Genomic DNA, 24,860 nt, shown 5'->3' on the forward strand with positions numbered 1-24,860 from the left:
GCTGCGACGAAGACGACTGGAGGGTTGGCACAGTTATTCTAGTTCACATAGAATAACTAGAGAAGGGAGGCGCCATGCTCATCCGCGTCGATGTCGACAGTCCGCACGCGCTCTACGACCAGGTGGCCGCTTCGGTGCGCGCGGACATCCTCTCCGGCGCCCTCGCGCCCGGCGATCGTCTGCCGGCCGCCCGCGACGTGGCGGCCGCGCTCGACATCAACCAGCACACCGTCCTGCACGCCTACCAGCGCCTGCGGGACGAGGGCCTGGTCGACCTCCGGCGGGGCAGGGGCGCCGTGATCGCCGCCTCCGCCGCGCCCCTCGCGGAGCTCTCGCACGAGATCGACGGGCTGATCCGACGGGCCGCCGCCCTGGGGGTCTCCGCCGACACTCTCGCCGGAATCGTCCGCACGCACCGCGCAGAAGCCGAACCGCCCACTCCAGCCGCGACTCCCCAGGAGGCCCCCGATGACGACGCCTGACCCCACTCGCACCCCTCCGGCCACCCTGCGCCGCGCGCGACGGGCCTTCGTCCTCGTGGCGTCGGTCCTCCCCGTGCTCATCGTCGCGATCTCCGCTCTCGTGCTGATGACCTGGCTGCCGTCGTTCCCCGCCGACGTCGCGATCCACTGGGGCGTCGACGGGGCGGACGGGTTCGGCCCGGCAACCACCTACCTCTGGGTGCTCCTCGGGGTCGGTCTCGGCATCCCGGTGCTCCTGACCATCACGACGCTCGTCGCCGTCGGGGCGCACTGGGGCGCCACCGCCCGGCTGCTCGGGGCGACCGCAGCCGGCATGTCGGCGTTCGCGGCCGTGATCTGCCTGGGTTCCCTCGCGATCCAGCGCGACCTGCCGCCCGCCGGTGACGTCCCTGGCATCGCGGGGGTGATGGGGCTGGCCTTCGCGGCCCTCCTCGGCGTGGGCGCGATGGCGTGGTTCGTGCAGCCGCGCGTCCGTGCGATCCCCGGCGCCGCCCTCACGCCGCGACACGACGTGCGGGTCGGCGAGGGGGAGCGCGTCGTGTGGGTGGGGACGACGACCATGCCCACCGGTGCTCTCGTCTTCCTGCTGCTCGTGCTGCTCGGGCTCGTGGCGCTCGCCGTGATCATGGTCGTCACCCGAACCCCGATGGCCTGGGTCTCGGCCCTGGTGGCGCTCGTCGTCGGATTCGCGCTGGCGGCGACCACGTCGTTCCGGGTGCGTGTCACGCCGGACGGCATCGACGCCCGCGCCGTGATCGGGTGGCCTCGCAGGACCATCCCGGTGGCGGAGATCGTCTCGGTCCGGGCCGTGCGCATCTCGCCCTTCGGGGAGTTCGGCGGCTGGGGCTGGCGTCTCGCCCCGGACGGCCGCAGCGGGATCGTGATGCGGCAGGGGCCGGCGATCGAGGTGCATCGCCGCGACCACGGTCCCTTCGTCATCACGATCGACGGCGCGGAGGAGGCGGCAGCGCTCCTGCAGACGTACGTGGACCGGTCTGCGGGGCCTGCGATCTCCGGGGAGACGGAGAGGGCGGAGCGATGACCACCACGACACCGACGCGCGTCCCGTGGCGCGCCGTCCTCATCTTCACCCTCACGGCCTGCGGGCTCGCCGCTCTCGTCTGCCTGCCCCTCTGGCTCGGCGACGGCCTCGCCGAGCCCTTCGCGGGGGCGATCCTTCCCGTGATGATGTTCACCCCGGCGGCCGCGGTGCTCGTCGTCATGCTCACCACGGGCGTGCCGGAGAAGGGCGTCCGCGCGCGCTTCCTCGGGATGTGGCCCCTGCGGCCCGCGAAGCGCGTCGTCGGGCTGCTGGTCGCGGCCTGGCTCGTGCCGCCGGTGCTCGTCGCCCTCGGCATCCTCCTCGCGGCCGTGCTCGGGTGGGTGCGGCTCGACCTCACCTTCTCGGCCTTCGCGGATCAGCTCGCCCAGGCTCTTCCCCCGGGGACGCCGGTGCCGCCGGTCGGCGTGGTCGTGTTCGCGCAGCTCGCGGCGATCCCCGTCGGCGCCCTCGTGAACAGCGTGCTCGCCTTCGGGGAGGAGCTCGGGTGGCGCGGCTGGCTGCTCCCGGCGCTTCGTCCGCTCGGCACCTGGCCGGCGCTCCTGCTCACCGGAGCAATCTGGGGGCTGTGGCACAGCCCTGTCATCCTGCTCGGCTACAACTTCGGCCGGACGGACGTCACCGGCGTGATGTTCATGATCGGCGGCTGCGTGGCGTGGGGCGTGCTGTTCGGCTGGCTCCGGCTGCGCTCCGGCTCGCTGTGGCCGGCGGTCGTCGCGCATGGATCCCTCAACGCCGCCGCGGGCATGATCATGATCGTCGCCGCCGTGCAGCCCGACCTCGCCCTGGCCGGGCCGCTCGGCGTGGCGGGCTGGATCGTCGCCGCCGTCGTGGCCCTCGTCCTGGCGCTCACCGGGCAGTTCCGCCGTCAGCCGGAGCTCGCCGCGCCGCGGACCCCTCCGGCCCCGCCGACGCTTGACGGCCGACCGGCGCCGGGGGTTGGCTGAGCACATGGAATCCACTCCCGCCGCCTGGGCCCGCGCCGACACCTTCCTCGCCGACACGCTCGTGGGCACGGACCCGGCCCTGGAGGCGACGCTCGAGGCGCAGCGGGCCGCGGGGCTCCCCGAGATCGAGGTCGCCCCGGTCGCGGGGAAGCTGCTGAACCTCCTCGTGAGGATGAGTGGTGCGCGCCGCGTGCTGGAGATCGGCACCCTCGGCGGCTACTCGACGATCTGGATGGCGCGAGCGGTGGGACCGGACGGACGAGTGGTCACGATCGAGGCGGAGGCCGACAACGCCGCCGTCGCCCGCGCGAGCATCGATGCCGCCGGAGTGGGGGATCGGGTCGACATCCGGATCGGGCGCGGAGCCGACGTGCTGCCGACCCTCACCGGCGCCTTCGACCTGGTCTTCATCGACGCCGACAAGGAGTCGAACACCGTCTACCTGGACTGGGCCGCGAAGCTCGGTCACCCCGGCACCGTGGTCGTGCTCGACAACATCGGCCGCGACGGCGAGATCGTCCGCGACGACTCGACGGACTCCAAGGTCAACGGCACCCGTGCGGGCCTGCGGATGCTGGGGGAAGACCCGCGTTTCGACGCCACGGCGCTGCAGACGGTCGGGATCAAGGGGTGGGACGGCATCGCGCTCGCACTCGTCGTGTGACTCCGGCGCATCGCCCCGCCTCGTCTCCGGGAGCCGTCCGATGCCGGGGATAGACTGGGCGCGGATCGACGACGCTCCACACACCCTTCCATCCTGAACAAGGAGCACATCAGTGGCACTGATCGAGGCTGTAGGCGCACGCGAGATTCTCGACTCGCGCGGAAACCCGACCGTCGAGGTGGAGGTGCTCCTCGACGACGGCATCGTGCAGCGCGCGGCCGTCCCCTCCGGCGCCTCGACCGGCGCCTTCGAGGCGTACGAGCTGCGCGACGGCGACAAGAGCCGCTACTCGGGCAAGGGCGTGCTCAAGGCCGTCGAGGCCGTCATCGACGAGCTCGGCCCGGCCATCGAGGGCGTGGAGGCGAGCGAGCAGCGCATCGTCGACGAGATCCTCATCGAGGTCGACGGCACGGACAACAAGAAGCGCGTCGGCGCCAACGCCATCCTCGGCGTGAGCCTCGCCGTGGCCAAGGCGGCCGCCGACTCCGCCGACCTGCCGCTGTTCCGCTACCTCGGCGGTCCCAACGCGCACGTGCTGCCCGTGCCGCTGTTCAACGTGATCAACGGCGGCGAGCACGCCGACAACGGCATCGACATGCAGGAGTTCTTCCTCGCGCCCATCGGCGCGGAGACCTACTCCGAGTCGCTGCGCTGGGGCGTGGAGACCTACCACGTGCTGCGTGCCGAGCTGAAGGCCGCGGGCTACGCGACCGGTCTCGGCGACGAGGGCGGCTTCGCCCCCGACCTGCCCAGCAACCGCGAGGGCCTCGACTTCCTCGTCAAGGCGATCGAGAAGGCGGGCTTCACCCCCGGCACCGACATCGCGCTCGGCCTCGACGTCGCTGCCACCGAGTTCTTCACCGACGGCGTCTACCGTCTCGACAACAAGGACTGGGACGCCGAGGCGCTCACCGAGTACTACGTCGGTCTCGTCAACGACTTCCCGATCGTCACGATCGAGGACGCCCTCGCGGAGGACGACTGGGACAACTGGAAGCACCTCACCGACGCCCTGGGCTCGAAGGTGCAGCTCGTCGGCGACGACCTGTTCGTCACGAACCCGCAGCGTCTGGCCGACGGCATCACGCGCGGCGTCGCCAACTCGCTCCTGGTGAAGGTCAACCAGATCGGCACGCTCACCGAGACGTTCGACGCGGTGAGCCTCGCGCAGCGCTCGGGCTACACCGCCATGCTCTCGCACCGTTCGGGTGAGACCGAGGACACGACGATCGCGGACCTCGTGGTCGCGACGAACGCCGGCCAGATCAAGGCGGGCGCCCCGGCGCGCAGCGAGCGCGTCGCGAAGTACAACCAGCTGCTGCGCATCGAGGAGGAGCTGGGCGACGCGGCGGTCTTCGCCGGCCGCTCGGCCTTCCCGCGCTACCGGGCCTGAGCGCCCGAGACAGCGACGCCGCTTCCGCGGCACGACCGCGCCGCCCGGAAGGCGGCAGAGACGAAGGAGGAGCCGTGGCACGACAACCGGCTCCTCCTTCGCCGTCTCCCGGGGCGGCCCCTGCCCGCCCCGCATCGTCCAGGTCGCGACGGCCCCGCGAGGCCGCCACGACCGCGCCACGCGTGGACGTGCGCGAGTGGGCATCCGGCATCCGTCTGTCCGCGTTCTCGGTGATCATGCTGTCCCTCGTCGTGCTGGGCGCCTGGGTGCTCGTCCCCACGCTCGGGACCTTCATCGACCAGCGGCAGAAGATCGCCGCGCTGGAGCAGTCCGTGCAGGTGAGCGAAGACGAGATCGCGGCGCTGACCGCGGAGCGGGAGCGGTGGGACGACCCCGCGTACATCACGACGCAGGCCCGTGAGCGGCTCTACTACGTCAAGCCGGGCGAGGTCGTGTACCTCATCGACAACGACCTCGATCCTTCCGCCCTCCCGCGGGATCAGGAGCCGGTGAGTGACACGCTCGAGGAGAAGCCGGCCGACTGGATGCCGCAGCTGCTGCGCACCCTCGTCTCCGCGGGACTGAGCGACACCGCCGCCACCGCCGGCTGAGGGTCCGGCTCCGAGCATCCTCCCGGACGGCTCCCCTACGCTGGTGGGGTGACCACTCCGCCGTTCCCCGCGCCCACTTCCGCCGAGCTCGCCGTCGTGTCGACCCAGCTCGGACGGCCCGCCCGCGGAGTCGTCGGCATCGCGGCCCGTTGCCGGTGCGGCAACCCGACGGTGGTGGCCACCACTCCGCGCCTGCCGGACGGCACGCCGTTCCCCACCTTCTACTACCTGACGCACCCGGCCGCGACGGCGGCGATGTCCACGCTCGAGGCGAACCAGGTCATGCCCGAGCTGGCGGGGCTGCTCGCCGAGGACGAGACCGTGGCCGCGGCCTATCAGGCGGCGCACGAGGCCTATCTCGCGGACCGGGCGCAGTTCGGCGAGGTGCCCGAGATCGACGGGATCTCTGCCGGAGGCATGCCCACGCGGGTGAAGTGCCTGCACGCGCTCGCCGGGCACGCCCTGGCGGCGGGTGCCGGTGTGAACCCGATCGGCGACGCCGCGCTCGCCCGCAGCTCCTGGTCTCCCGAGGTGTGCCGCTGCGAGGAGCCCGGCGCCGCCCTCCGCGACGATCCGGCACGCTCGGCATGACGCGGCGGCGGGTGCTGCGCGGCGCCGTCGCCCTCGTGGCGGTGGCGGCATCCGTCCTGCTCCTCGGGTCGACCGCCACGCCGACCCCCACGCCGCCGCCGGTCGCCGACGACCCCGCCGACCCGATCCGCGCGGCGGAGTACTGGCTGGACGGCGCCGGCATCAGGGAGGCCTGGCAGACCACGCGCGGCGAGGGCGTGACCATCGCCGTCATCGACACGGGCATCGGCAAGGTGCCGCAGGTCTTCGGCGAGGCGGTCGTCGGCGGCACCGACGTGTCCGGAGCCGGCACCCCCGACGGCCGCACGCCGCTCGGTGCGGTGGACGGCAACCACGGATCCTGGGTCGCGTCGCTCGCGGCCGGGCGAGGCAAGCCCGACGGCACCGGGATGATCGGCGTCGCACCGGAGGCGGACCTGCTCTCGGTCTCGGTCGGCTTCGGCGCCGCGGCGGCCGTGCCGTTCACCGAGCAGGTGGCCAAGGGCATCCGATGGGCGGTCGATCACGGCGCCGACATCATCAACCTGTCGTTCACGACGAACACCCTCGACTGGGACGAGAGCTGGGACGACGCGTTCCTCTACGCCTTCGAGCACGATGTCGTGGTCGTCGTCGCGGCCGGCAACCGGGGGAGCGGCACGAACATCATCGGCGCTCCCGCCACGATCCCCGGCGTGCTCACGGTCGGCGGTGTCGACCAGACCGGAACGGCCAGCATCGAGGCCTCGACCCAGGGCATCACCATCGGCATCTCGGCGCCGAGCGAGGGCCTGCTCGGCGTGTCCGCGGACGGCGAGGTCGTCTCCTGGAGCGGGACCAGCGGCGCGGCCCCCATCGTGGCCGGTGTCGCCGCACTCATCCGCTCGGCGCATCCCGACATCTCGGCCAACGACGTCATCAACCGCATCATCAAGACGGCGATGCCGGTGGCCGATGCGCAGAAGCCACGCGACCCGCTGTACGGTTTCGGGCTCGTGGACGCGGACGCGGCGATCTCGGCGAACATCCCGACCGTCAGCGAGAACCCGATGGGCGACCTTGCCGAATGGGTGCGGCTGTTCCGCCGCGCGGACAGCGCGCCGACCCCCGAGCCCACCCTCGCCCCCGTGGACATCCCGCCGCTGCCGGATGCGGATGCACCGACCGAGCCCGGTTCACCGCTGCTTCCCAGCGCCGATTCCCTGCGCTACGGTACCCTGCCGCTCATCGCCCTCACGGTCCCTGGTATCCTGGTAGCGCTTGGCGTCACCGCAGCTGCCCGGCGCATCCGATCGGCGCGCGTTCCCGTACGCCACAATCCCGACTCCGAGGAGTAGTTCTTCTGTGCCTCAGAACAGCACTGTGCCCAAGATCCTGATCGTCGGCGGAGGGTACGCGGGTTTCTACACCGCGTGGAAGCTCGAGAAGCACCTGCGCAAGGGTGAGGCCGATGTGACCATGGTCGACCCGCTGCCGTACATGACGTACCAGCCGTTCCTCCCCGAGGTCGCCGCCGGATCGATCGAGGCCCGGCATTCGGTCGTCGCGCACCGCCGTCACCTGAAGCGCACGCACGTGCTCACCGCCAAGGTCACGAACATCAACCACGCGCAGAAGGTGGCCACCATCACGCCGCCCGTCGGCGAGCCGTACGAGTTCGCGTACGACCAGATCGTCGTCACCGCGGGCGCCGTCTCGCGCACGTTCCCGATCCCGGGCATCGCCGACAACGCCATCGGGCTCAAGACGATCGAAGAGGCCGTCGCGATCCGCGACAAGGTCATGTCGAACTTCGACAAGGCCGCCTCCCTCCCGGCCGGCCCCGAGCGCGACCGCCTGCTGACCGTCGTCGTCGTCGGCGGTGGCTTCGCGGGTATCGAGGTCTTCGCGGAGCTCCGCTCGCTCGCCTCCTCGCTGGTGAGCAAGTACCCGCAGCTGAGCTTCGAGGACACGCACTTCCACCTCATCGAAGCCATGGGGCGCATCATGCCCGAGGTCTCGCTGAAGACGAGTGAGTGGGTTCTCAAGGACCTCGCCAAGCGCGGCGCGAACGTCCACCTCGACACACAGGTCACCGGTGCCATCGACGGCAACGTCGAACTCTCGACCGGCGAGGTCATCCCGACGGACGTCATCGTCTGGACCGCCGGTGTCATGGCCAACCCGACCGTCGTGCGCGGCGGCGATCTGCCGGTGGAGGAGCGCGGTCGCATCCAGACCCGTGCCGACCTCCGCGTCGGTACGCCCGAGGCGTTCGTCGAGGGCGCCTGGGCCGCCGGTGATGTCTCGGCCGTCCCCGACCTCTCGGGTGGCGGCGTGGGCGGCTTCTGCGTCCCGAACGCCCAGCACGCCGTGCGTCAGGCGAAGCTCCTGGCCAAGAACGTCGTCGCCGTGCTCCGTGGCGAGAGCCCTAAGGAGTATTTCCACAAGAACCTCGGCGCTGTCGCGGGCCTCGGTCTGTACAACGGCGTCTTCCAGTCCGGCAAGATCGCGCTCAAGGGCTTCATCGCCTGGCTCGCGCACCGCGGCTACCACGGCCTCGCGATGCCGACGTGGGAGCGCAAGTGGCGCGTGCTCTGGGGCTGGTGGAACAACCTGTGGCTGGGCCGCGACCTCGTGAACCTGCAGACGGTGCAGAACCCTCGCTACGTCTTCGAGGAGTTCGCCGCCCGCCCGCGTCCCGCCGCACCCGCGGACACTGCTCCGGCGTCTGGTGCCCCGGCGGCGAAGGCCCCGGCCGCCGAGAAGCCGGCCGCTGCCCCCGCGGCGGAGACGCCTGCAGAGATCAAGAAGCCGGCCGCCAAGCGGCCCGCAGCCAAGAAGGCTCCGGCCTCTTCGACGAAGGACTCCGCGGAGACCGCCGCGGCGAAGTGACCACCCGGTTCTGAGGAGAAGGCCCTGAGCGCGTGAGCGCCGGGGCCTTCTTCCGTTCGCGGGGCGGCGAGAGTTGGCGACGTAACATCTCACATTGTACGCTCGCAGGGTGCTCGGGAAGGGCGTGTGCACGCACCCCCGGACGACGCTGGGAGGAGGTCCGGTGAGCGCGCACGGGGGAGAGTCGCCGACCGTCAGTGTGTCGATCCGGACGGCGGCGGGCGACGAGGAGCGGGCGGAGCGACTCGCGGAACAGCTCGACGGCGCGCTCGTCCGCATCAGCCGCACGAACACGGAGGCGGATGTCGGCGCCGAGGCCGGGGCGTGGCAGCCATGGACACGACGAGCCACCCACCATCTGGTACTCGACGCCGCGGTGCGCCCGCACCCGCGTCTCATCGCGCAGGTGCACGAGGCGATCGCCGGACGGCCCGGGGCGGCCCTGAGACTCTTCACCCCCGGAGACGGCTACGCCTCGCACGCCCTCCGGGTGGCGGCGTTCTCCGGCCGCCCGTGGCTCATGCCGCCCGGACCCGACCCGTCGGCGGTCGCCGTGGTGCTCCCGCTCCCCGAGGCCGCGGAGTTCGCGCGTTCCCTCCAGGTCGGCGAGGTCGCCCCTGCGGGAGTGCTGCTGCATCGGTTCGCGAGGGAACGCGGCCTCGCTCTGCTCGCCAGTACCGCCGATCTCGTGCAGCCCGACCGGCCGGGGACGCACGCTCCGGGCACCGCCTTCCTCCCCGCCGCGGTCGCTCCCGCGGACTGGTGGCAGCGCGAGACGCTCCTCGCGCCGCCCTCGATCCCGGTGGTGCATCTGCGGGATGGAGAGCCGCTCTCCTACGAGGCCGTGCCGGGCGCGGCGGACAGCTGGCGCCTTCGCGCGCGGCGAGACGTTCCGACGCCGCATGCCCGCCGATTCGCACGCATGATGCACGACCGCCTTCTCGGCACGGAGGTCGCTCGCAGCCACCTGCGCGCGGCCGCCGTGCTCCTCGGGGTGGCGGGAGTGCTGCGCGACCAGCTCGTCCTGGCATCGGATCGGGGGCGGCCGTCCGACGGCTTCGGCGCGGCGGTAGCACGGGAGGCGGCGGCGACCCTCGCCCTCGGGACGCTGCCGGAGGCGGTACCGGCCGCGGGGCGACCGGATGGCGCTGCCGAGCTCCGCGACGCGTTCCAGACGCTGTATGAGGAGATGACCGGGATCCTCGGCGGCTCCCTCCCCATGCCGGAGCGTGGAGCCGATCCATAGGCCGCCTCGCTAGCGTGTCGAAGGCAAGGGGAGTACTCCCGTCTGCAGCGACGTCGTCATGACGGGCATGTCATCGTGCCCCGGCCCGCTGGCCCGCGAGGGTGGAGGAGACCTTGGCACCCGAATCGCGGGCTGCCCGGAACCCTTGTCGTCGCCCGACGTCGCGGAGAACGGCGGCCCGTCCCACGAAGGGACCCCCATGTCGAAGCTCTCCCGCCTGATCCGCCTCGCCACCGATGCCATCGATGCGAAGGGCGGAAGTCCCGGTGCGCGTGCCGGCGACGGCACTCGCCCCTCGACGGACTGGAGCGGGATGATCCGGAGCGCGGTGGACGCCGTCCGAGCCCAGGACCCCCAGCCGCAACGCCCGACCACGCCTTCTGCCGCCTCCTCGACTCCGGACGCCCGTCCCGGTGGCGCACGAGCGTCCACCTCGGGCACGTACGCCCCACCGCCGGCCCCTGGTGCCGCCGGCGGGCGCGACGTCACCGCGGCGGACCGTGCGGCCATCGCCCGGTACGACTACCTCCTGCAGACGGCCGACCCCCACCGGATCGAGCAGATCCATCGCGAGGCCTTCACGCGCCTCACGCCGACGCAGCGGGAGCACGTCGAGGCCCGCATGCGGGCCGAGCTCCCCGCGGAAGAGCGGCCGCGCTCGTCCTCCCCTGACGACCTCGCCCGCGCGGCCGGGCGGACCGAGGCGATGCGACCGGGCCGTCTGCGCGGACTCCTCTCCCGTGTCCGCGGCGGCGGTGCGGGCGGGGCCGCGGTCGCTGCGGGCGGCGCGGCGGTCGGCGTGCTGGGCGTCGTGGCCGGCGGCGCCGTCGTGAGCACCGTGGCCGCACCGCTCCTGGAGCAGGCGGCGGGGCTCGGCGTGGACTTCGAGGCCCTGGCCTCCGGCGTCGACCTCGATGCTCTGGCCGGCGGCGCCGACGAGATCCTCGGCTCGGCCGGCGAGGCCGTGTCGGGGCTCGGCGAGGCGGCGACCGGTTGGGGGGAGCGGCTCGGTGATCTCGGCATCCCCGGGATCGGCGACATCCTCGGACGGTGACGGGTGCCCCCGCTGGGACTCGAACCCAGACTGAAGCGATTTTAAGTCGCCTGCCTCTGCCATTGGGCTACGGGGGCCGCGCGGCCAGCCTATCGTCGGCGGGGTCGTGACCCGGCGGGGCTCAGGCCATAGGGTGGGGGAGTGCTCGACCTCACCGACGAACTGAGCCCCGTCCCGGGCGGCCCCGCGGTCGCCCCCGAATGGGAGGACCCGGGCCGCTACTGGCCGCGCTTGTCGGCGGCGACCGGGCATCTTCCGGCGCCGGTCGCGGTGATCGATCGCGAGGCCCTCCGCTACAACGCGATGGACCTGCTCGTCCGTGCGGGCGGTCTGCCGATCCGGGTGGCGTCGAAGTCGGTGCGGGTGCGTGCGGTCCTCGATGCCGTGCTGCGCCTCCCGGGTTTCCGCGGCATCCTCGCGTTCACGCTGGAGGAGGCCCTCTGGCTCGCGGAGACGCACGACGACATCGTGCTGGGCTACCCGACGGTCGACCGGGCCGCCCTCGAACGGCTCTGCGCCGACGAACAGGCGGCGCAGCGCATCACTCTCATGATCGACGACCCGGTGCACCTTGATCTCGTCGACAGCGTTGCGGCTCCTTCGGCGCGGCCCGAGCTCCGGGTGGCGATCGACGTCGACGCGTCCTGGCGATCGGCGCTGCTCGGACACATCGGCGTCCGCCGCTCGGCCCTCTTCTCGGCCGGTGAGGTCGCGGCGTTCGCTCGGAAGGTCGCGGCGCGCCCCGGCTTCCGTCTCGTGGGGCTGCAGATGTACGACGCGCAGATCGCGGGACAGGGCGACGCCGGCCCCGATGGGCCGCTCATCCGTCGAGTCCAGGCCCGGTCGCGTGACGAGCTGCGGGAGCGGCGGGCGGCGATCGTCTCCGCAGTCGGCGCGGTGACGCCCCTCGAGTTCCTCAACGGCGGGGGGACGGGCTCCCTCGAGTTCAGCGGCAGCGACGAGTCCCTCACCGAGGCCAGCGCGGGCAGCGGCCTGCTCGGGGGACACCTGTTCGACGGGTACCGGTCCTTCCGGCCCGCACCGGCCGCCGCGTTCGCCTTCGACGTCGTGCGCCGTCCCGCGGTGGACATCGCCACCGTGCTGGGCGGCGGCTGGATCGCCTCCGGTCCCGCGGTCGCCTCGCGGCAGCCGCGCCCGGTGTGGCCGGCGAACCTCCGCACGCTTCCGCGGGAGGCGGCCGGAGAGGTGCAGACGCCGGTGCAGGGGCCGACCGCCGCGACCCTGGGCGTCGGCGATCGCGTCTGGTTCCGTCACGCCAAGAGCGGCGAACCGGCAGAGCGCATCGCCGCCTACCACCTCGTCTCCGGCGACGAGGTCGTCGACGAGCTGCCGACGTATCGCGGCGAGGGGAAGGCGTTCCTGTGACGAGGATCGGCGGCACCTGGCAGAACTGGGGCCGATCGGCGTCCGTCCGCCCGGTCCGGGTCGAGCGCCCGCGCAGCCCCGAAGGCGTGCAGCGCGCCGTGCGGGCAGCGGCGCGGCAGGGGCTGACGATCAAAGCGGTCGGCGCCGGTCACAGCTTCACCGGGATCGCCGTCGCGCCCGGTGTGCTCCTCGAACTCGACGATCTCCAGGGCCTCGTCTCGGCGGACGTCGCGAGCGGACACGTCACGCTCCTCGCCGGCACGCGGCTGCATCGCATCCCCGGGCTGCTCGCGCGCTACGGTCTCGCGATGGAGAACCTCGGCGACATCGACCGGCAATCCATCGCGGGCGCGATCTCCACGGGCACGCACGGGACCGGCGCCGGCTTCGGCGGTCTCGCCACGCAGGTGGTGGGGGTGACCCTCATCACCGCAGACGGGGAGTTCCTCCGCATCGATGAGGCGCACAGTCCCGAGCTGCTGCCGGCGGTCGCCCTGGGGCTGGGTGCGCTCGGCATCATCGTCGAGGTGACGCTGCAGTGCGTGCCGACGTTCGTGATGCATGCGATCGACGAGCCGGTGCCCCTGGACGAGGTGCTCTCCACGATCGACGAACGCATCGCCGCGGCCGACCACTTCGAGTTCTACTGGTTCCCGCACACCGACGTGGCACTGACCAAGCGGCAATCGCGGCTGCCCGAGTCGACGCGGAGAAAGCCTCTGCCGATCGTGGGCCGGTGGGTGGACGAAACCCTTCTCGCCAACGGCGTGTACCGCGTCGTCTGCGCGGCGGGACAGGCCGTCCCGGCGATCACGCCGCCGTTCAACCGGCTCGCCGTGCGGCTCACCGGGGACCGGGAGTACACCGACCTGTCGAACCGCGTGCTCACCCAGAGTCGGACCGTGCGGTTCCGCGAGATGGAGTACGCGCTGCCGGCCGCCGAGGTCGTGCCGGCGTTCCGCGCCCTCCAGGAGCTCATCGCACAGCGCGGCTGGCGCATCGAATTCCCCGTGGAGGTGCGGTTCGCGGCGGCGGACGACCGCTGGCTCTCGACGGCGCACGACCGCGCGACCGCGTACATCGCGGTGCACCGGTACTGGCGGGCGGACCCGACCGTGTACTTCGGCGCGGTGGAGGAGATCATGCTGGCGCACGGCGGCCGCCCGCACTGGGGCAAGCTGCACACGCTGACGCACGAGACCCTGCGTGACCGGTATCCCCGCTTCGACGACTTCGTGGCAGTGCGCGACCGCCTCGATCCGGAGCGCCGGTTCACGAACCGGTACCTGGAGCGGGTTCTGGGCAGCTGATGCGCGGGCCGGCGAGCTGCCGAGTCCCCAGTCCACGTGCAGGCACCGCGTCTAGGATGAGAGAAACACGGGAAAGGGTGGGGCACTGATGGAATGGCTCGTGCCGGTACTGATCGTCGTCGGGGTGATCCTGCTCGTCGGCGTCTATCTCTGGGCGACGTACAACTCGCTGGTGCAGCTGAACGTCCGCGTGGACGAAGCCTGGAGCGGCATCACGGTCCAGCTCAAGCGCCGTGCCGACCTCATCCCGAATCTCATCGAGACGGTCAAGGGCTATGCCTCGCACGAGAAGGCGGTGTTCGAGAACGTCACCCGCGCCCGTGCCGAGACCCTCTCCGCCGGCAGCCCCGGTGAGGCGGGGATCGCCGAAGGGCACCTGCAGCAGGCGCTGCGCAGCCTCTTCGCCGTGGCCGAGGCCTACCCGCAGCTTCAGGCGAGCCAGAACTTCCTGCAGGTGCAGCAGGCCCTCGTCGACACCGAGGACAAGATCCAGGCCGCGCGGCGCTTCTACAACGGCGGGGTGAGGGAGCTGAACACGAAGATCAAGGTGTTCCCCAACAACCTCTTCGCCAAGGGGCTCGGCTTCACGGAGCGCGAGTTCTTCGAGGTCGCCGACAGCGGCGCCATCTCCGAGCCGCCGCGCGTGCAGTTCTGATCCTCGCCCTCACCACACGGTGAGGGCGAGTTCGTCTGCGGTGATCTCGACGCCTCCGCGCACGCTCCATGCGGTGCTGCGATAGGTGACCGACCGCGTCGTCCCGTTCTGTCCGGTGCCGGTCACCGTCGCCTCGAGGACGCCGTCGTCGGCGGCGAACGTCGTCGGGGTGAGGGTCACCATCGGGAACCGCTCGACGCGGAAGGCGACATCGGAGACCTCTCGGAACTCCGTGCCCCAGGGGATCCGGATGCCGCAGTTCTCGGGAATCGCGCTTCCACCGGCCGTGCAGGTCTCCAGGTAGGCCTCGAGCTGCGACTGCGCGGCCTCGGTCGCCTCGGGGCGGAGCGCGGCGGTCACTGTCGCCGTGGCGTCGCCGCCGGGCAGCACGACGGCCTCGGTCGTCCCCGTCAGCAGCGTCAGGGGCGCGGCCGCCACGGGATACACGGCAGGCAGCAGCGCCGCATCCTCCGCCACCGGGAGGACGGCGTCGCCGACCTGCACGGCCGTCCCGACCGTCGTCGTGGCGCGGAGCGTGCCGAGGCCGGAGGCGTCGACGACCCAGCGCCCGTCCTCCTGATCCAGCCTCAGCCGAGCCTCGTGCTCGTCCCCGTCGAGCCGGAACGTCACGGTCGCTGACGCCTCGCCGTCGCTGTCGCGGACCCCCGTGACCTGGGCGTCCTCGATGGTCGAGGCTGCCCCGGCGAAGGCGGCGAGGGCGCGGTCGGACACCGCGGTCCCGGTCGCCGTGACCGCCTCCGGATCGCCCGTCTCCAGAGCCCGGAGGTAGTCCCGCACGGCCTCTTCCGGGGTGGGCGAGCGGAGCGTGGAGACACCCCACCACACCCCTGCCGCCACGGCGACGACCGCGACGAGACCGGCCAGGAGCCACCGGTGACGACGGGTCATGCGACACCCTCGCGCACGTGGACATGACGCCGCACCACGCCCGGCGCGGTCGAGGCGAGCGCCGCGTGGACGGCTGCGGTCGCATCGCCCCACCCGGAGACCGACACCTGCTCGAGGCGCTGCCACTGCGCGGCCCGCAGGAGCTCCGCGGCGATCGCCTCGGCATCACCCGGGCGAGCCTGCGGCTCCCACCACGCCGACTGCACCTGGAGGGTCGAGGTGCCGCGGTCGGCCTTGAGGTCGACGCGCGCCACGATCCGGTCGCCGACGAGCACGGGCAGCGAGTAGTAGCCGTAGCGGCGCTTCGCAGCCGGGACGTAGATCTCGATGCGGTAGTCGAGCTCGAATGCCCGCAACGCGCGTTCCCGGAACCACACCACCGGATCGAAGGGGGTCAGCAGGGCGGCGGTCTCGACCCGGCGTGGGAGCACGGCGTCCCGGTGCCGCCAGGCGGGGAGAGGTCTGCCACCACGCTCCCAGCCGCGGACGCTCACCGGCTGCACCTCTTCGGTGTCCACGAGGTCGGCGATCGCCGCCGTCACCGCAGCGCGGTCGCGGAGACGGTAGTAGTCCGCGAGATCGGCCGCGGTGCCGACGCCGCTGGAGCGCGCCGCACGCCGGACGAGCTCGCGGATGGCGTCCTCCCGCGGGATCTCCCGGGACCGGATGCCGTCCGGGATGACCTGCTCGGCGAGGGCGTACGTGCGTTCGAACCCCCGCCGCCCGCTCACGGCCACATCGCCCGTGCGCCACAGATGCTCGAGAGCGAGCTTGACCTCGTCCCAGTCCCACCAGGTGCCGCGCTCGCGCGGGGCATCGGCACGGAGGTCGACGGGGCGCAGGGGTCCGCGCGCGCGAAGCTCGTCCTGCACCCACTCCACCGTCCGGGCATTCGAGCGGAGCCAGGAGTCCTCCGCGGACCAGCGTCGCCGGAAGTCGTCCATGCGGAACCGCCACAGGGGCCAGTCCTCGACGGGGATGAAAGTCGCCTCATGGGCGAGATACTCCACGTAATGGGTCGTGCGGGACAGGAAGAGGCGGTCGAGGAGCGCGGGATCATAGGCGCCGAGACGGGAGAACAGCGGGAGGTAGTGCGACCGGGCGAACACGTTGACGGAGTCGATCTGCAGCACGCCGAGCCGGTCCATCACGCGGTGCAGATGGCGCCCGGAGACGGTGGCCGGACGTGCGCGGGTGAAGCCCTGGGCGGCGAGGGCGATCCGGCGTGCCTGAGCGGGACTGAGGGTGTCGGTCACGCCGCCAGCGTATCCCCGGTATCCGACATCGTCGCCGCGCGCAAGATGCGTCGAACGGCATACGGCATGACCGTAGACTGAGGCGATGAGCGAGGACCAGCGACCCCGGCTGCGCGATCTGTTCCGTCCGCGCCCCGTGGTGACCGACCGGACCGTGACCACCGAAGCCGACGAAGCGGTGCCGCTGCCTCTGCGCATCACGGCGAGCTACGCCTGGCGCCTGCTGCTCATCGCAGCGGCCATCGGCGTCTTCATCTGGCTGGTGATGCTGCTCAAGCTCCTCGTCATCCCGCTCATGGTCGGGATCCTCATCACCGCCCTGCTGTGGCCGGCGTTCTCCTGGATGCTGCGCCACGGGTTCCCGCGCTGGCTCGCGATCGCCGTCTCGCTCATCGGCACCGCGGCGATCGTCACGGGACTCATGTGGCTCGTGGTGTGGCAGGTGCGCGCCCAGCTCCCCGACGTGCAGCAGCGCACGACCGAGGCCTTGGACCAGTTCCAGGTCTGGCTGCACGAGGGCCCGCTGAGTCTGTCGGACACGCAGATCGCGGACTATCTGCAGCAGGGCCTCGACTTCATCAGCGAGCAGGCGCAGGTCCTCTGGACGGGGGCCCTCGCGATCGGGACCACCGTGGGGCACGTCGCCACGGGGGCGCTGCTGTCCCTGTTCATCCTCATCTGCCTCCTCGCGGACGGCGCCGGTATCTGGCGCTGGACGCTCCGGATCTTCCCGCGGAAGGCCCGTCCCGCTGTCGACGGTGCCGCGCGCAACGGCTGGACGACGATCGTCAACTACGCCAGGACGCAGCTGTTCGTGGCGACGATCGACGCGATCGGCATCGGCCTCGGTGCCTTCCTGCTCCAGGTCCCGCTCGCGCTGCCCGTCGCCGTCCTGGTGTTCCTCGGCTCGTTCATCCCGATCGTCGGTGCGGTCGTGACCGGTGCGGTCGCCGTGTTCCTCGCGCTCGTCTACAACGGCCCGTGGATCGCGCTCTGGATGCTCGTGGTCGTGCTGGCCGTGCAGCAGATCGAGGGTCACATCCTGCAGCCGATCATGATGGGCTCCGCCGTCAAGGTGCACCCGCTCGCCGTCGTCCTCGTGGTCGCGGGCGGCGCGATGATCGCGGGGATCCCCGGCGCCCTCTTCGCCGTTCCGCTGGCCGCGTTCGTGAACGTGGCGGCGGTGACCATCAGCTCGGGATCCTGGCGCACCGGCGTCGGGCCGAGCGGAGACCTGATCTGGAGCACAGTTCCGCGCGAGCGGAGACGGAGGAATCGATGAGCGCAGTCCCCAGCCTGACCGAGTTCCAGGACGCGGCTCGAAGTCTGGCTGAGGTGATCTCGCACACCCCGACCCTGCCCTCGCGGGCGCTGTCCGATGCGCTCGGCGCCCCGGTGCTGCTGAAGATGGAGAACCTGCAGCGCACGGGCTCCTTCAAGATCCGCGGTGCGGCCTACCGCCTCTCCCGGCTCAGCGCGGAGGAGCGCTCCCGCGGCGTCGTGGCGGCCTCGGCCGGGAACCACGCACAGGGCGTCGCCCTGGCCGCCCAGGCACTCGGCATCCCCGCGACGATCTTCATGCCGCTCGGGGTCCCGGTTCCGAAGCTCCTCGCCACACGCGGGTACGGCGCGGACGTGGTGCTCGAGGGGGAGACGGTCGCCACCTCGCTGCGCCTGGCCGCCGAGTTCTCGGAGCGCACCGGTGCCGTGCTCATCCATCCCTTCGATCACCGTGACATCGTCATCGGGCAGGGCACACTCGGCCTGGAACTGCTGGAGGATGCGCCCGAGATCGACACCGTCGTCCTCGGGATCGGCGGCGGCGGGCTGATCGCCGGCGTCGCCGCAGCGGTGAAGGCCAAGGCCGCGGAACTCGGTCGCACGATCCGCGTGATCGGCGTGCAGGCGGAGAACGCGGCCGCCGTCCCGCCGTCGCTGGCGGCCGGGGAGCCGGTCGACATCGTCACGCGCCCCACCATCGCGGACGGCATCCTCGTCGCGCGACCGGGCGCCGTGCCGTTCGAGATCATCAAGGAGCTCGTCGACGAGGTCGTCACGGTCTCCGACGACGACCTCGCGCGCGCGATGCTCGTGCTCCTGGAACAGGCGAAGGTCGTGGTCGAGCCGGCCGGTGCGGCAGGCGTCGCCGCCATCCTCTCCGGACGCGTGTCGGCGACCGGCACGACGATGGCGGTGCTGTCCGGCGGCAACATCGACCCGCTCCTGCTGCAGCGGGTGGTGTCGCACGGCCTCGCGGCCTCCGGGCGGTACCTGACGATCCGCATCCCGCTACCCGACCGTCCGGGTCAGCTCGCCCGCGTGTCCGAGCTCATCGCGGAGGCGGGAGCGAACGTCATCGAGGCCATGCACACCCGTCACGGCCACGGACTCCAGATCAGCGAGGTCATCCTCGAACTGAGCGTGGAGACCCGCGGGGCGGAGCACTCGGCCCACACGCTGGACACCCTCCGTCGCGCCGGGTTCGCGCCCATCGTCGTCCCGGACTGAGTCCGCCCGATACGACGCACCCCCTCGACCGTCGCGGTCGAGGGGGTGCGTCGTGACGAACAGGCGTCAGCCCGTGTAGGTCTCGACCTTCACGATCTCGACGCTGATCGAGCGGCCGTTCGGCGCCTCGTACGACGAGGACTCACCGACCTTGAGGCCGAGGATCGCCTGGCCCAGCGGGCTGGCCTCGCTGTAGACGTCGAGGTCGCTGCCGGCGGCGGCGATCTCGCGGCTGCCGAGGAGGAAGACCTCCTCGCCGCCCGCGACGACCGCGGTCACGACAGTGCCCGGCTCGACGATGCCGCGGCTGGCGGGAGCCTCGCCCACCTTCGCGGTCTTCAGCAGCGCCTCCAGGGTGCGGATGCGCGCCTCCTGCTTGCCCTGCTCGTCCTTCGCCGCGTGGTAGCCGCCGTTCTCCTTGAGGTCGCCCTCCTCGCGGGCCGCCTCGATGCGCTTGGCGATCTCGTCGCGGCCGACGGTGGAGAGGTGTTCCAGCTCGGCGACGAGCCGGTCGTAGGCTTCCTGCGTGAGGAAGGGGACCTGAGCATCGGTGGACATGACGAAGCTCCTTCTATCGGGATCCCGCCGAGATGCCGCGGGGGATATGCCAAGACGCCCCGGCACGGTGCCGGGGCGTCGTCTGTCTGGCATCAGTCTAGGCGACCCAGCAGGTGTTCACCAAACCTGTCGTGGCCTCCGCGACGGTCGGGATGCGCTCCGCACGGGTGAGCGAGTGGGCGTCTCCGGCCGGGATCTCCACGATCTTCCAGCCCACGACACCGAACTCCTCGTCGAGGGCTTCGAGCACGCAGACGACGTCCTTGCCCTGGACGCCGGTGACCTGGAAGCGGAGGTCGACGGCATGCTCGTCCACGAGTTCGAAGCCCAGGTCGTCGGCATCGACGGAGCTCATCGACTGACTCACGGTGGACCAGGCGAGGGCGGCGAGGAGGAGCAGGGCGACGGCCCCGGCGAGGAACCACGGCCACCGACGGCGGCGGGTGCGGCCGTAGCGTTCGTCGAGCTGGAGGGCGGTCGTCACAGGTGGGGTCTTCCGGTCGTTAGGCTGGTGTTACCAGGTTATGCGACCTGCGTACGAAAGGCCGATTCATGCGCTTCCTCTCCGAGACTCCGATGCCGACACCGTCGATGACGGTGGCTCCGGAGTCGGTCACGCCGGGCTTCGCCGGCTTCGCGGTGATCGTCTTCGTGCTCATCGCCGTGATCCTGCTGATCTGGGACATGAACCGCCGGATCCGCCGGGTGCGGTACCGCGAAGAGGTCCGCGAGGAGCTCGACGCGGAAGAAGCCGCCCGCGCCGCCGAGAACGCCGCGGACGACGGTCGCACCGCACCGGAAGCTCCGGCCGCGTCCGATGAGGAGCCGCGCGAGCGCTGACCCCGGCTCAGGGCGCGCCGAGCGACGGCGACAGCGGGTGCAGGGCGATCAGCAGGCACGCCGTCCAGTGGCACAGGAACGCCAGAACAGTGCACACGTGGAAGATCTCGTGGAAGCCGAAGTGTCCGGGCCAGGGGTTCGGCTTCTTCAGCGCGTAGACGATGGCGCCGCCCGTGTAGAGCAGACCGCCGACGATCACGAGGACCATCATGGCGACGTTGGCGTCGAGCAGGTCGACGATGTACATCACCGCGGCCCAGCCGAGCAGTAGGTACAGCGCGACGTAGAGCCAGCGCGGCGCGTGGATCCAGAACACCCGGAAGAGGATGCCGAGCAGGGCTCCGCTCCAGACCAGCGTCAGCAGCAGGACGCCCTTCGCCGGCGGCAGCGCCAGGGTCGCGAGCGGCGTGTACGTGCCGGCGATGAGCAGCAGGATGTTCGCATGGTCGATCCGCTTGAGGATGCCCTTGACCCGCGGCCGCCAGTTGAAGCGGTGGTACACGGCCGAGTTCCCGAACAGCAGCAGCGAGGTGGCCATGAAGACCACCGCGGCCCACTTCGCCGCGGCGCCCTGCGACACGACGACGAGGATGATGCCGGCGACGAGCGCGACGGGGAACGTGCCGGCGTGGATCCAGCCGCGCCAGGTCGGTTTGATCTCGGTCGCCGCATCGGCGGCCGCGGCTTCGAGCAGCGGCAGCTGTGGGACGTCGGCGCCGGTCTGGTCGGAAGTGCTCACGTGCTCACTCTAAGCGGCTGCGCATGCCCCGCCCCGTACATGTCCCCAGGTTCTGCACCGGCGCGGAAGACCGGGGCAGGGTAGCGTAGGTGGGTGATGTCACGCGAGAGCCCGGGGCGGGGACCGCTGTACCGGCTGTACACCAGCCGGCTGCGTCGTCAGCTCGATCCGGCCTCCGTTCCGCACCATGTCGCGATGATGATCGACGGCAATCGCCGGTGGGCGCGGCAGCTCGGATTCGACACCCCGGCCGAAGGACACCGTGCGGGGGCGGCCAAGATGCAGGAGTTCCTCGGCTGGTGCGATGAGCTCGGGGTACGGGTCGTCTCGCTCTACCTCCTGTCCAGCGACAACCTCCGCAAACGTGACTCGGCCGAGCTCGCCGATCTCATCGAGATCATCGCGGAGCTCGCCGAGGCGCTATCCCAGAAGGGGAACTGGCGGGTCAAGCACGTCGGCCGCTCCGACATCCTCCCCGTCGAACTGGCACGGGTGCTCGCCGACGCGGAGGAGCGGACGAAGGACCACACCGGACTGCACGTGAACCTCGCGGTCGGCTACGGCGGCCGGAACGAGATCGTCGACGCGGTGCGCAGCATCATCACGAAGCATGAGGCATCGGGTGGCACGCTGGAAGACCTCGCGGCGCACCTCACTCCGGAGATGATCGGGGAGCACCTCTACACGGGCGGCCAGCCCGACCCCGACCTCGTGATCCGCACAAGCGGCGAGCAGCGGCTGAGCGACTTCCTGCTGTGGCAGAGCGCGCACAGCGAGTTCTACTTCGTCGAGGCCTTGGGGCCGGACCTCCGCCAGGTCGACTTCCTCCGCGCGATCCGCGACTACGCCGACCGCGACCGCCGATTCGGACGCTGATCCGGGAACCGCGCGCGCGTGTCACAATGACGCAGTGAGCTCCTTCGACGACTACATCGGAACGTTCGACGCCGAGCCCGGGTACCTGAACTGGGCGGCGTTCGGCCCCGTGTCACCCTCGGTCCGTGCCGAGGTGTTCGCGGACGCGGACCTGCTCGGCAGCGGTCGGCCGTCGTCGCTGGCCCTCGTGGGAGAGCGGATCGGGCAGGCGCAGGAGGTCATCGCCGAACTCCTCGGCGCGGACGCCGCGGAGGTCACGCTGCAGCCGTCGTCGACGCACGGCCTCATGCACGCGCTCTACGGGGTCTCCGGCGCGGTCGTCGCGAGCACGGCGGAGTTCCCGAGTGTGAGCCTCACTCTGGAGCGCGCGGCGACCGCGTCCGGCCGCGCGGTCACACCACGGTGGATCACGCCCGAGGACGGACGGGTCACTCCCGACGCCGTCAGTGCTGTCCTCGACGACGAGGTCGTCGCCCTCGCCGTCAGCCACGTCGACTTCCGCACCGGCTACCGTGCCGACCTCGCCGCGCTGCGTGACGTCCTCGGCCCTGATCGCCTCCTCATCGTCGATGCCGTGCAGTCCTTCGGTGTGATCGACGCCGACTACAGCGTCGCGGACGTCGTCGTCGGGCACGGGTACAAGTGGCTGCGCGCGGGCCGGGGCACCGGGTTCGCCTGGTTCTCGCCGCAGGCGCGCGAGCGCATCGCGCCCGTGCTCTCCGGCATCACCGGGACGACGGCGAGCGGACTCTTCGTCGACGAGCTGCCCGCCCCGGCACCGGACGCGAAGGCGTACACGATCAGCGTGCCGGACACGCTCGCCGCCGGCCGGCTCTCAACCGGCGCACGTGATGTCAGGGACGCCGGTGTCGCGGCCATCGAAGAGCGGGTCTCCGCGCATGTGGACGCGGTGATCGAGACCGCCGACCGCCATGGGATCGCCGTCGTCTCCCCGCGCGACCGCACCGAGCGCGCGGGGATCGTCGCCCTCGCACCCGAGGAACCCGCTCGGCTCGCGGCGGCCCTCGCGAACGCCGGACTGGTCGTCACGGCGCGTGGCGAGTCGATCCGCGTCGCACCGCACGCGGGCACCGACGCCGAGACCCTCGCACTGCTCGATGAGACCCTCGGCGCGTTCGGCAAGGAATCGTTCATCGTCCCGTAACGAATCGCTGGCGTGTCTTGTCCGTGGAAAACGCCCGGGCGGTCGTACCTTCAAGGCATCGGGCAAGGCGCCCGGTCGGGTCGGCCTCAGGTTCGCGACTCGTGACCCCCTGGTCGACTCGTTCGAATAGCCGGGAATCCCCGGGTCGGGAGTGGGTCGTGACCACACGTTCAGCGCAGCAGTCCACCAGCACCGCGCAGCAGTCCACCCGTCAGACGACGAGACAGGCCGCGGCCGCAGAACCCGATCAGGATCTGCGCACCTACGTCCTCGACACCTCGGTCCTGCTGAGCGATCCGCAGGCGCTCTTCCGCTTCGCGGAGCATTCCGTGGTGCTCCCGGTGGTCGTCATCACCGAACTCGAGGGCAAGCGGCACGACCCGGAGATCGGCTACTTCGCCCGCCAGGCGCTGCGTCACCTCGACGACCTCCGCGTCGAGCACGGCCGCCTCGACTTCCCGGTGGAGGTCGGCGAGGGCGGCACCCTCCGCGTGGAGCTCGGCAACGCCGACCTCTCGGTGCTCCCGGCCGGCATCCGCCTCAGTGACAACGACAGCCGCATCCTCTCCGTGGCGATGCACCTCGCGCAGGACGGCCAGGACGTGACCATCGTGTCGAAGGATCTCCCGATGCGGGTGAAGGCCGCGTCCCTCGGGCTGCGTGCCGAGGAGTATCTCGCGGAGCAGGCCGTCGACTCGGGCTGGACGGGTATCGCCCCCCTCGACCTCTCCGGCGATGACATCAGCGACCTCTATGAGAGCGAGGTCGGGATCAGTGAGGACGTGCACGGGCTCCCCGTCAACACCGGCCTCATCATCCACTCCGAGCGCGGATCGGCCCTCGGTCGGGTCACCGGCGACGGCGAGTTCCGGCTCGTCCGCGGGGACCGGGACATCTTCGGCATGCACGGGCGCTCCGCCGAACAGCGCATCGCGATCGATCTGCTCCTCGACCCCGAGGTGGGCATCGTGTCGCTGGGCGGACGCGCGGGCACCGGCAAGTCCGCGCTGGCGCTGTGCGCGGGTCTGGAGGCCGTGCTGGAGCGGCAGCAGCAGAAGAAGATCATCGTGTTCCGTCCGCTGTTCGCCGTCGGGGGCCAGGAGCTCGGATACCTCCCGGGCGACCAGGGGGAGAAGATGAACCCCTGGGGCCAGGCGGTGTACGACACCCTCGGCTCCGTCGTCTCCGGGAACGTCATCGACGAGGTCGTGGAGCGCGGGTTGCTGGAGGTCATGCCGCTCACCCACATCCGCGGACGGTCCCTGCACGACGCCTTCGTGATCGTGGATGAGGCGCAGTCCCTGGAGCGGAACGTGCTGCTCACGGTGCTCAGCCGGATGGGCCAGAACTCCCGGGTGATCCTCACCCACGACGTCGGGCAGCGCGACAACCTCCGTGTCGGTCGGCACGACGGCATCGCGAGTGTCATCGAAACCCTCAAGGGACACGGCCTCTTCGGCCACGTCACGCTGACCCGCTCGGAGCGCTCCGCCATCGCCGCCCTCGTCACGGACCTCCTGGAGGGCGGCGAGCTCAGCTGACCCGATCCGTGCGGGCGGGCTCTGCACGACCCGGGCCCGCCCGCACGATCGCGTCCCGGCCGCACGATCTCGTCCCGCCTGTTGGCCCCACCGGCCTCTTCGATCGTGCATCCATGTCGGGCTCGTGCACCTGGAGGTCCGGACGTCACGTCACACGAGCGGGTGGATGCACGGTCACGTCGGATACACGATCTCCCGGATGCACGATCCGACGAC

The 24,860-nt window shown here is 71.4% G+C and carries 25 protein-coding genes and 1 tRNA gene; 20 read left to right on the plus strand and 6 right to left on the minus strand.

The window, feature by feature from the left end:
- Nucleotides 1-74: 74 nt before the first annotated feature.
- The 11 genes from MICNX66_RS05160 to MICNX66_RS05210 all read left to right on the plus strand — a co-directional run bounded on the left by MICNX66_RS05160 (nt 75) and on the right by MICNX66_RS05210 (nt 10,901).
- Complete coding sequence (locus tag MICNX66_RS05160) at nt 75-482, plus strand: GntR family transcriptional regulator (RefSeq protein ID WP_187663574.1); 408 nt, start codon at nt 75-77, stop codon at nt 480-482.
- On the plus strand, nt 469-1,524 hold the full coding sequence (locus tag MICNX66_RS05165; protein WP_187663575.1) for a DUF1648 domain-containing protein: 1,056 nt from the start codon (nt 469-471) through the stop codon (nt 1,522-1,524). The genes MICNX66_RS05160 and MICNX66_RS05165 overlap by 14 nt, the downstream gene beginning before the upstream one ends.
- Nucleotides 1,521-2,489 (plus strand): CPBP family intramembrane glutamic endopeptidase, encoded by a 969-nt coding sequence (locus tag MICNX66_RS05170; protein ID WP_187663576.1) that lies wholly within the window; start codon nt 1,521-1,523, stop codon nt 2,487-2,489. The genes MICNX66_RS05165 and MICNX66_RS05170 overlap by 4 nt, the downstream gene beginning before the upstream one ends.
- A 4-nt stretch (nt 2,490-2,493) precedes the next feature.
- On the plus strand, nt 2,494-3,153 hold the full coding sequence (locus tag MICNX66_RS05175; protein WP_187663577.1) for an O-methyltransferase: 660 nt from the start codon (nt 2,494-2,496) through the stop codon (nt 3,151-3,153).
- A 112-nt stretch (nt 3,154-3,265) separates the two neighbouring features.
- Nucleotides 3,266-4,546: a phosphopyruvate hydratase gene (eno, locus tag MICNX66_RS05180; RefSeq protein WP_187663578.1), complete on the plus strand. Its 1,281-nt coding sequence runs from the start codon at nt 3,266-3,268 to the stop codon at nt 4,544-4,546.
- Between the two features lie 182 nt (nt 4,547-4,728).
- Nucleotides 4,729-5,157: an FtsB family cell division protein gene (locus MICNX66_RS05185; RefSeq protein ID WP_232089200.1), complete on the plus strand. Its 429-nt coding sequence runs from the start codon at nt 4,729-4,731 to the stop codon at nt 5,155-5,157.
- Nucleotides 5,158-5,205: 48 nt separating this feature from the next.
- Nucleotides 5,206-5,748 carry a DUF501 domain-containing protein gene (locus tag MICNX66_RS05190; RefSeq protein WP_187663580.1) on the plus strand — a complete coding sequence of 181 codons (543 nt, stop codon included), beginning with the start codon at nt 5,206-5,208 and terminating at the stop codon, nt 5,746-5,748.
- Entirely contained in the window at nt 5,745-7,064 is a 1,320-nt protein-coding gene (locus MICNX66_RS05195; protein ID WP_187663581.1) for a S8 family serine peptidase, read from the plus strand. The genes MICNX66_RS05190 and MICNX66_RS05195 overlap by 4 nt, the downstream gene beginning before the upstream one ends.
- Nucleotides 7,065-7,089: 25 nt before the next feature.
- On the plus strand, nt 7,090-8,601 hold the full coding sequence (locus MICNX66_RS05200) for an NAD(P)/FAD-dependent oxidoreductase (protein WP_232089201.1): 1,512 nt from the start codon (nt 7,090-7,092) through the stop codon (nt 8,599-8,601).
- Between the two features lie 163 nt (nt 8,602-8,764).
- Nucleotides 8,765-9,847, plus strand: coding sequence for a hypothetical protein (locus MICNX66_RS05205; protein WP_187663583.1), 1,083 nt, complete (start codon nt 8,765-8,767; stop codon nt 9,845-9,847).
- 199 nt (nt 9,848-10,046) lie between these two features.
- Nucleotides 10,047-10,901 carry a cation-transporting ATPase gene (locus MICNX66_RS05210; RefSeq protein ID WP_187663584.1) on the plus strand — a complete coding sequence of 285 codons (855 nt, stop codon included), beginning with the start codon at nt 10,047-10,049 and terminating at the stop codon, nt 10,899-10,901.
- 4 nt (nt 10,902-10,905) lie between these two features.
- Here MICNX66_RS05210 and MICNX66_RS05215 read toward each other — a convergent pair.
- Nucleotides 10,906-10,978, minus strand: a tRNA-Leu gene (locus tag MICNX66_RS05215).
- A gap of 64 nt (nt 10,979-11,042) precedes the next feature.
- Between MICNX66_RS05215 and MICNX66_RS05220 the strand changes: the two genes are divergently transcribed.
- The 3 genes from MICNX66_RS05220 (at nt 11,043) to MICNX66_RS05230 (ending at nt 14,252) form a co-directional block, all read left to right on the plus strand.
- The gene (locus MICNX66_RS05220; protein ID WP_187663585.1) at nt 11,043-12,287 is read left to right on the plus strand and encodes an alanine racemase; all 1,245 of its coding nucleotides are present in this window, start codon (nt 11,043-11,045) and stop codon (nt 12,285-12,287) included.
- Nucleotides 12,284-13,597, plus strand: a complete 1,314-nt coding sequence (locus MICNX66_RS05225; RefSeq protein WP_187663586.1) for a D-arabinono-1,4-lactone oxidase — start codon at nt 12,284-12,286, stop codon at nt 13,595-13,597. The genes MICNX66_RS05220 and MICNX66_RS05225 overlap by 4 nt, the downstream gene beginning before the upstream one ends.
- A gap of 88 nt (nt 13,598-13,685) precedes the next feature.
- A complete protein-coding gene (locus tag MICNX66_RS05230) occupies nt 13,686-14,252 on the plus strand; it encodes a LemA family protein (RefSeq protein WP_136051621.1) in 567 nt (188 codons plus the stop codon).
- A gap of 9 nt (nt 14,253-14,261) precedes the next feature.
- On the opposite strand, the gene MICNX66_RS05235 is transcribed toward MICNX66_RS05230, so the two are convergent.
- Together MICNX66_RS05235 and MICNX66_RS05240 are read right to left on the minus strand one after the other, a co-directional pair.
- Nucleotides 14,262-15,161, minus strand: a complete 900-nt coding sequence (locus tag MICNX66_RS05235) for an Rv0361 family membrane protein (RefSeq protein WP_187663587.1) — start codon at nt 15,159-15,161, stop codon at nt 14,262-14,264.
- Nucleotides 15,158-16,417, minus strand: a complete 1,260-nt coding sequence (locus MICNX66_RS05240) for a winged helix-turn-helix domain-containing protein (protein WP_187663588.1) — start codon at nt 16,415-16,417, stop codon at nt 15,158-15,160. Before MICNX66_RS05240 ends, MICNX66_RS05235 begins: the two co-directional genes overlap by 4 nt.
- An 85-nt stretch (nt 16,418-16,502) precedes the next feature.
- Between MICNX66_RS05240 and MICNX66_RS05245 the strand changes: the two genes are divergently transcribed.
- Both MICNX66_RS05245 and ilvA read left to right on the plus strand, forming a co-directional pair.
- Nucleotides 16,503-17,699, plus strand: a complete 1,197-nt coding sequence (locus MICNX66_RS05245; protein WP_187663589.1) for an AI-2E family transporter — start codon at nt 16,503-16,505, stop codon at nt 17,697-17,699.
- Entirely contained in the window at nt 17,696-18,925 is a 1,230-nt protein-coding gene (ilvA, locus tag MICNX66_RS05250; protein WP_187663590.1) for a threonine ammonia-lyase, read from the plus strand. The genes MICNX66_RS05245 and ilvA overlap by 4 nt, the downstream gene beginning before the upstream one ends.
- A 66-nt stretch (nt 18,926-18,991) precedes the next feature.
- On the opposite strand, the gene greA is transcribed toward ilvA, so the two are convergent.
- Both greA and MICNX66_RS05260 read right to left on the minus strand, forming a co-directional pair.
- A complete protein-coding gene (greA, locus tag MICNX66_RS05255; RefSeq protein WP_136051615.1) occupies nt 18,992-19,483 on the minus strand; it encodes a transcription elongation factor GreA in 492 nt (163 codons plus the stop codon).
- Nucleotides 19,484-19,580: 97 nt separating this feature from the next.
- The gene (locus MICNX66_RS05260; protein ID WP_187663591.1) at nt 19,581-19,967 is read right to left on the minus strand and encodes a DUF4307 domain-containing protein; all 387 of its coding nucleotides are present in this window, start codon (nt 19,965-19,967) and stop codon (nt 19,581-19,583) included.
- A 68-nt stretch (nt 19,968-20,035) separates the two neighbouring features.
- On the opposite strand from MICNX66_RS05260, the gene MICNX66_RS05265 reads away from it, so the two are divergent.
- On the plus strand, nt 20,036-20,323 hold the full coding sequence (locus MICNX66_RS05265) for a hypothetical protein (RefSeq protein ID WP_187663592.1): 288 nt from the start codon (nt 20,036-20,038) through the stop codon (nt 20,321-20,323).
- A gap of 7 nt (nt 20,324-20,330) precedes the next feature.
- On the opposite strand, the gene trhA is transcribed toward MICNX66_RS05265, so the two are convergent.
- Complete coding sequence (gene trhA, locus MICNX66_RS05270) at nt 20,331-21,062, minus strand: PAQR family membrane homeostasis protein TrhA (protein ID WP_187663593.1); 732 nt, start codon at nt 21,060-21,062, stop codon at nt 20,331-20,333.
- A gap of 96 nt (nt 21,063-21,158) precedes the next feature.
- Between trhA and MICNX66_RS05275 the strand changes: the two genes are divergently transcribed.
- From MICNX66_RS05275 to MICNX66_RS05285, 3 genes are all read left to right on the plus strand, one after another.
- Nucleotides 21,159-21,938, plus strand: a complete 780-nt coding sequence (locus MICNX66_RS05275; protein WP_187664116.1) for an isoprenyl transferase — start codon at nt 21,159-21,161, stop codon at nt 21,936-21,938.
- 34 nt (nt 21,939-21,972) lie between these two features.
- Entirely contained in the window at nt 21,973-23,103 is a 1,131-nt protein-coding gene (locus MICNX66_RS05280; protein ID WP_187663594.1) for an aminotransferase class V-fold PLP-dependent enzyme, read from the plus strand.
- Between the two features lie 158 nt (nt 23,104-23,261).
- Nucleotides 23,262-24,644: a PhoH family protein gene (locus MICNX66_RS05285; protein WP_187663595.1), complete on the plus strand. Its 1,383-nt coding sequence runs from the start codon at nt 23,262-23,264 to the stop codon at nt 24,642-24,644.
- Nucleotides 24,645-24,860 lie beyond the last annotated feature (216 nt).

Source organism: Microbacterium sp. Nx66 (assembly GCF_904066215.1).
Classification (GTDB): domain Bacteria; phylum Actinomycetota; class Actinomycetes; order Actinomycetales; family Microbacteriaceae; genus Microbacterium; species Microbacterium meiriae.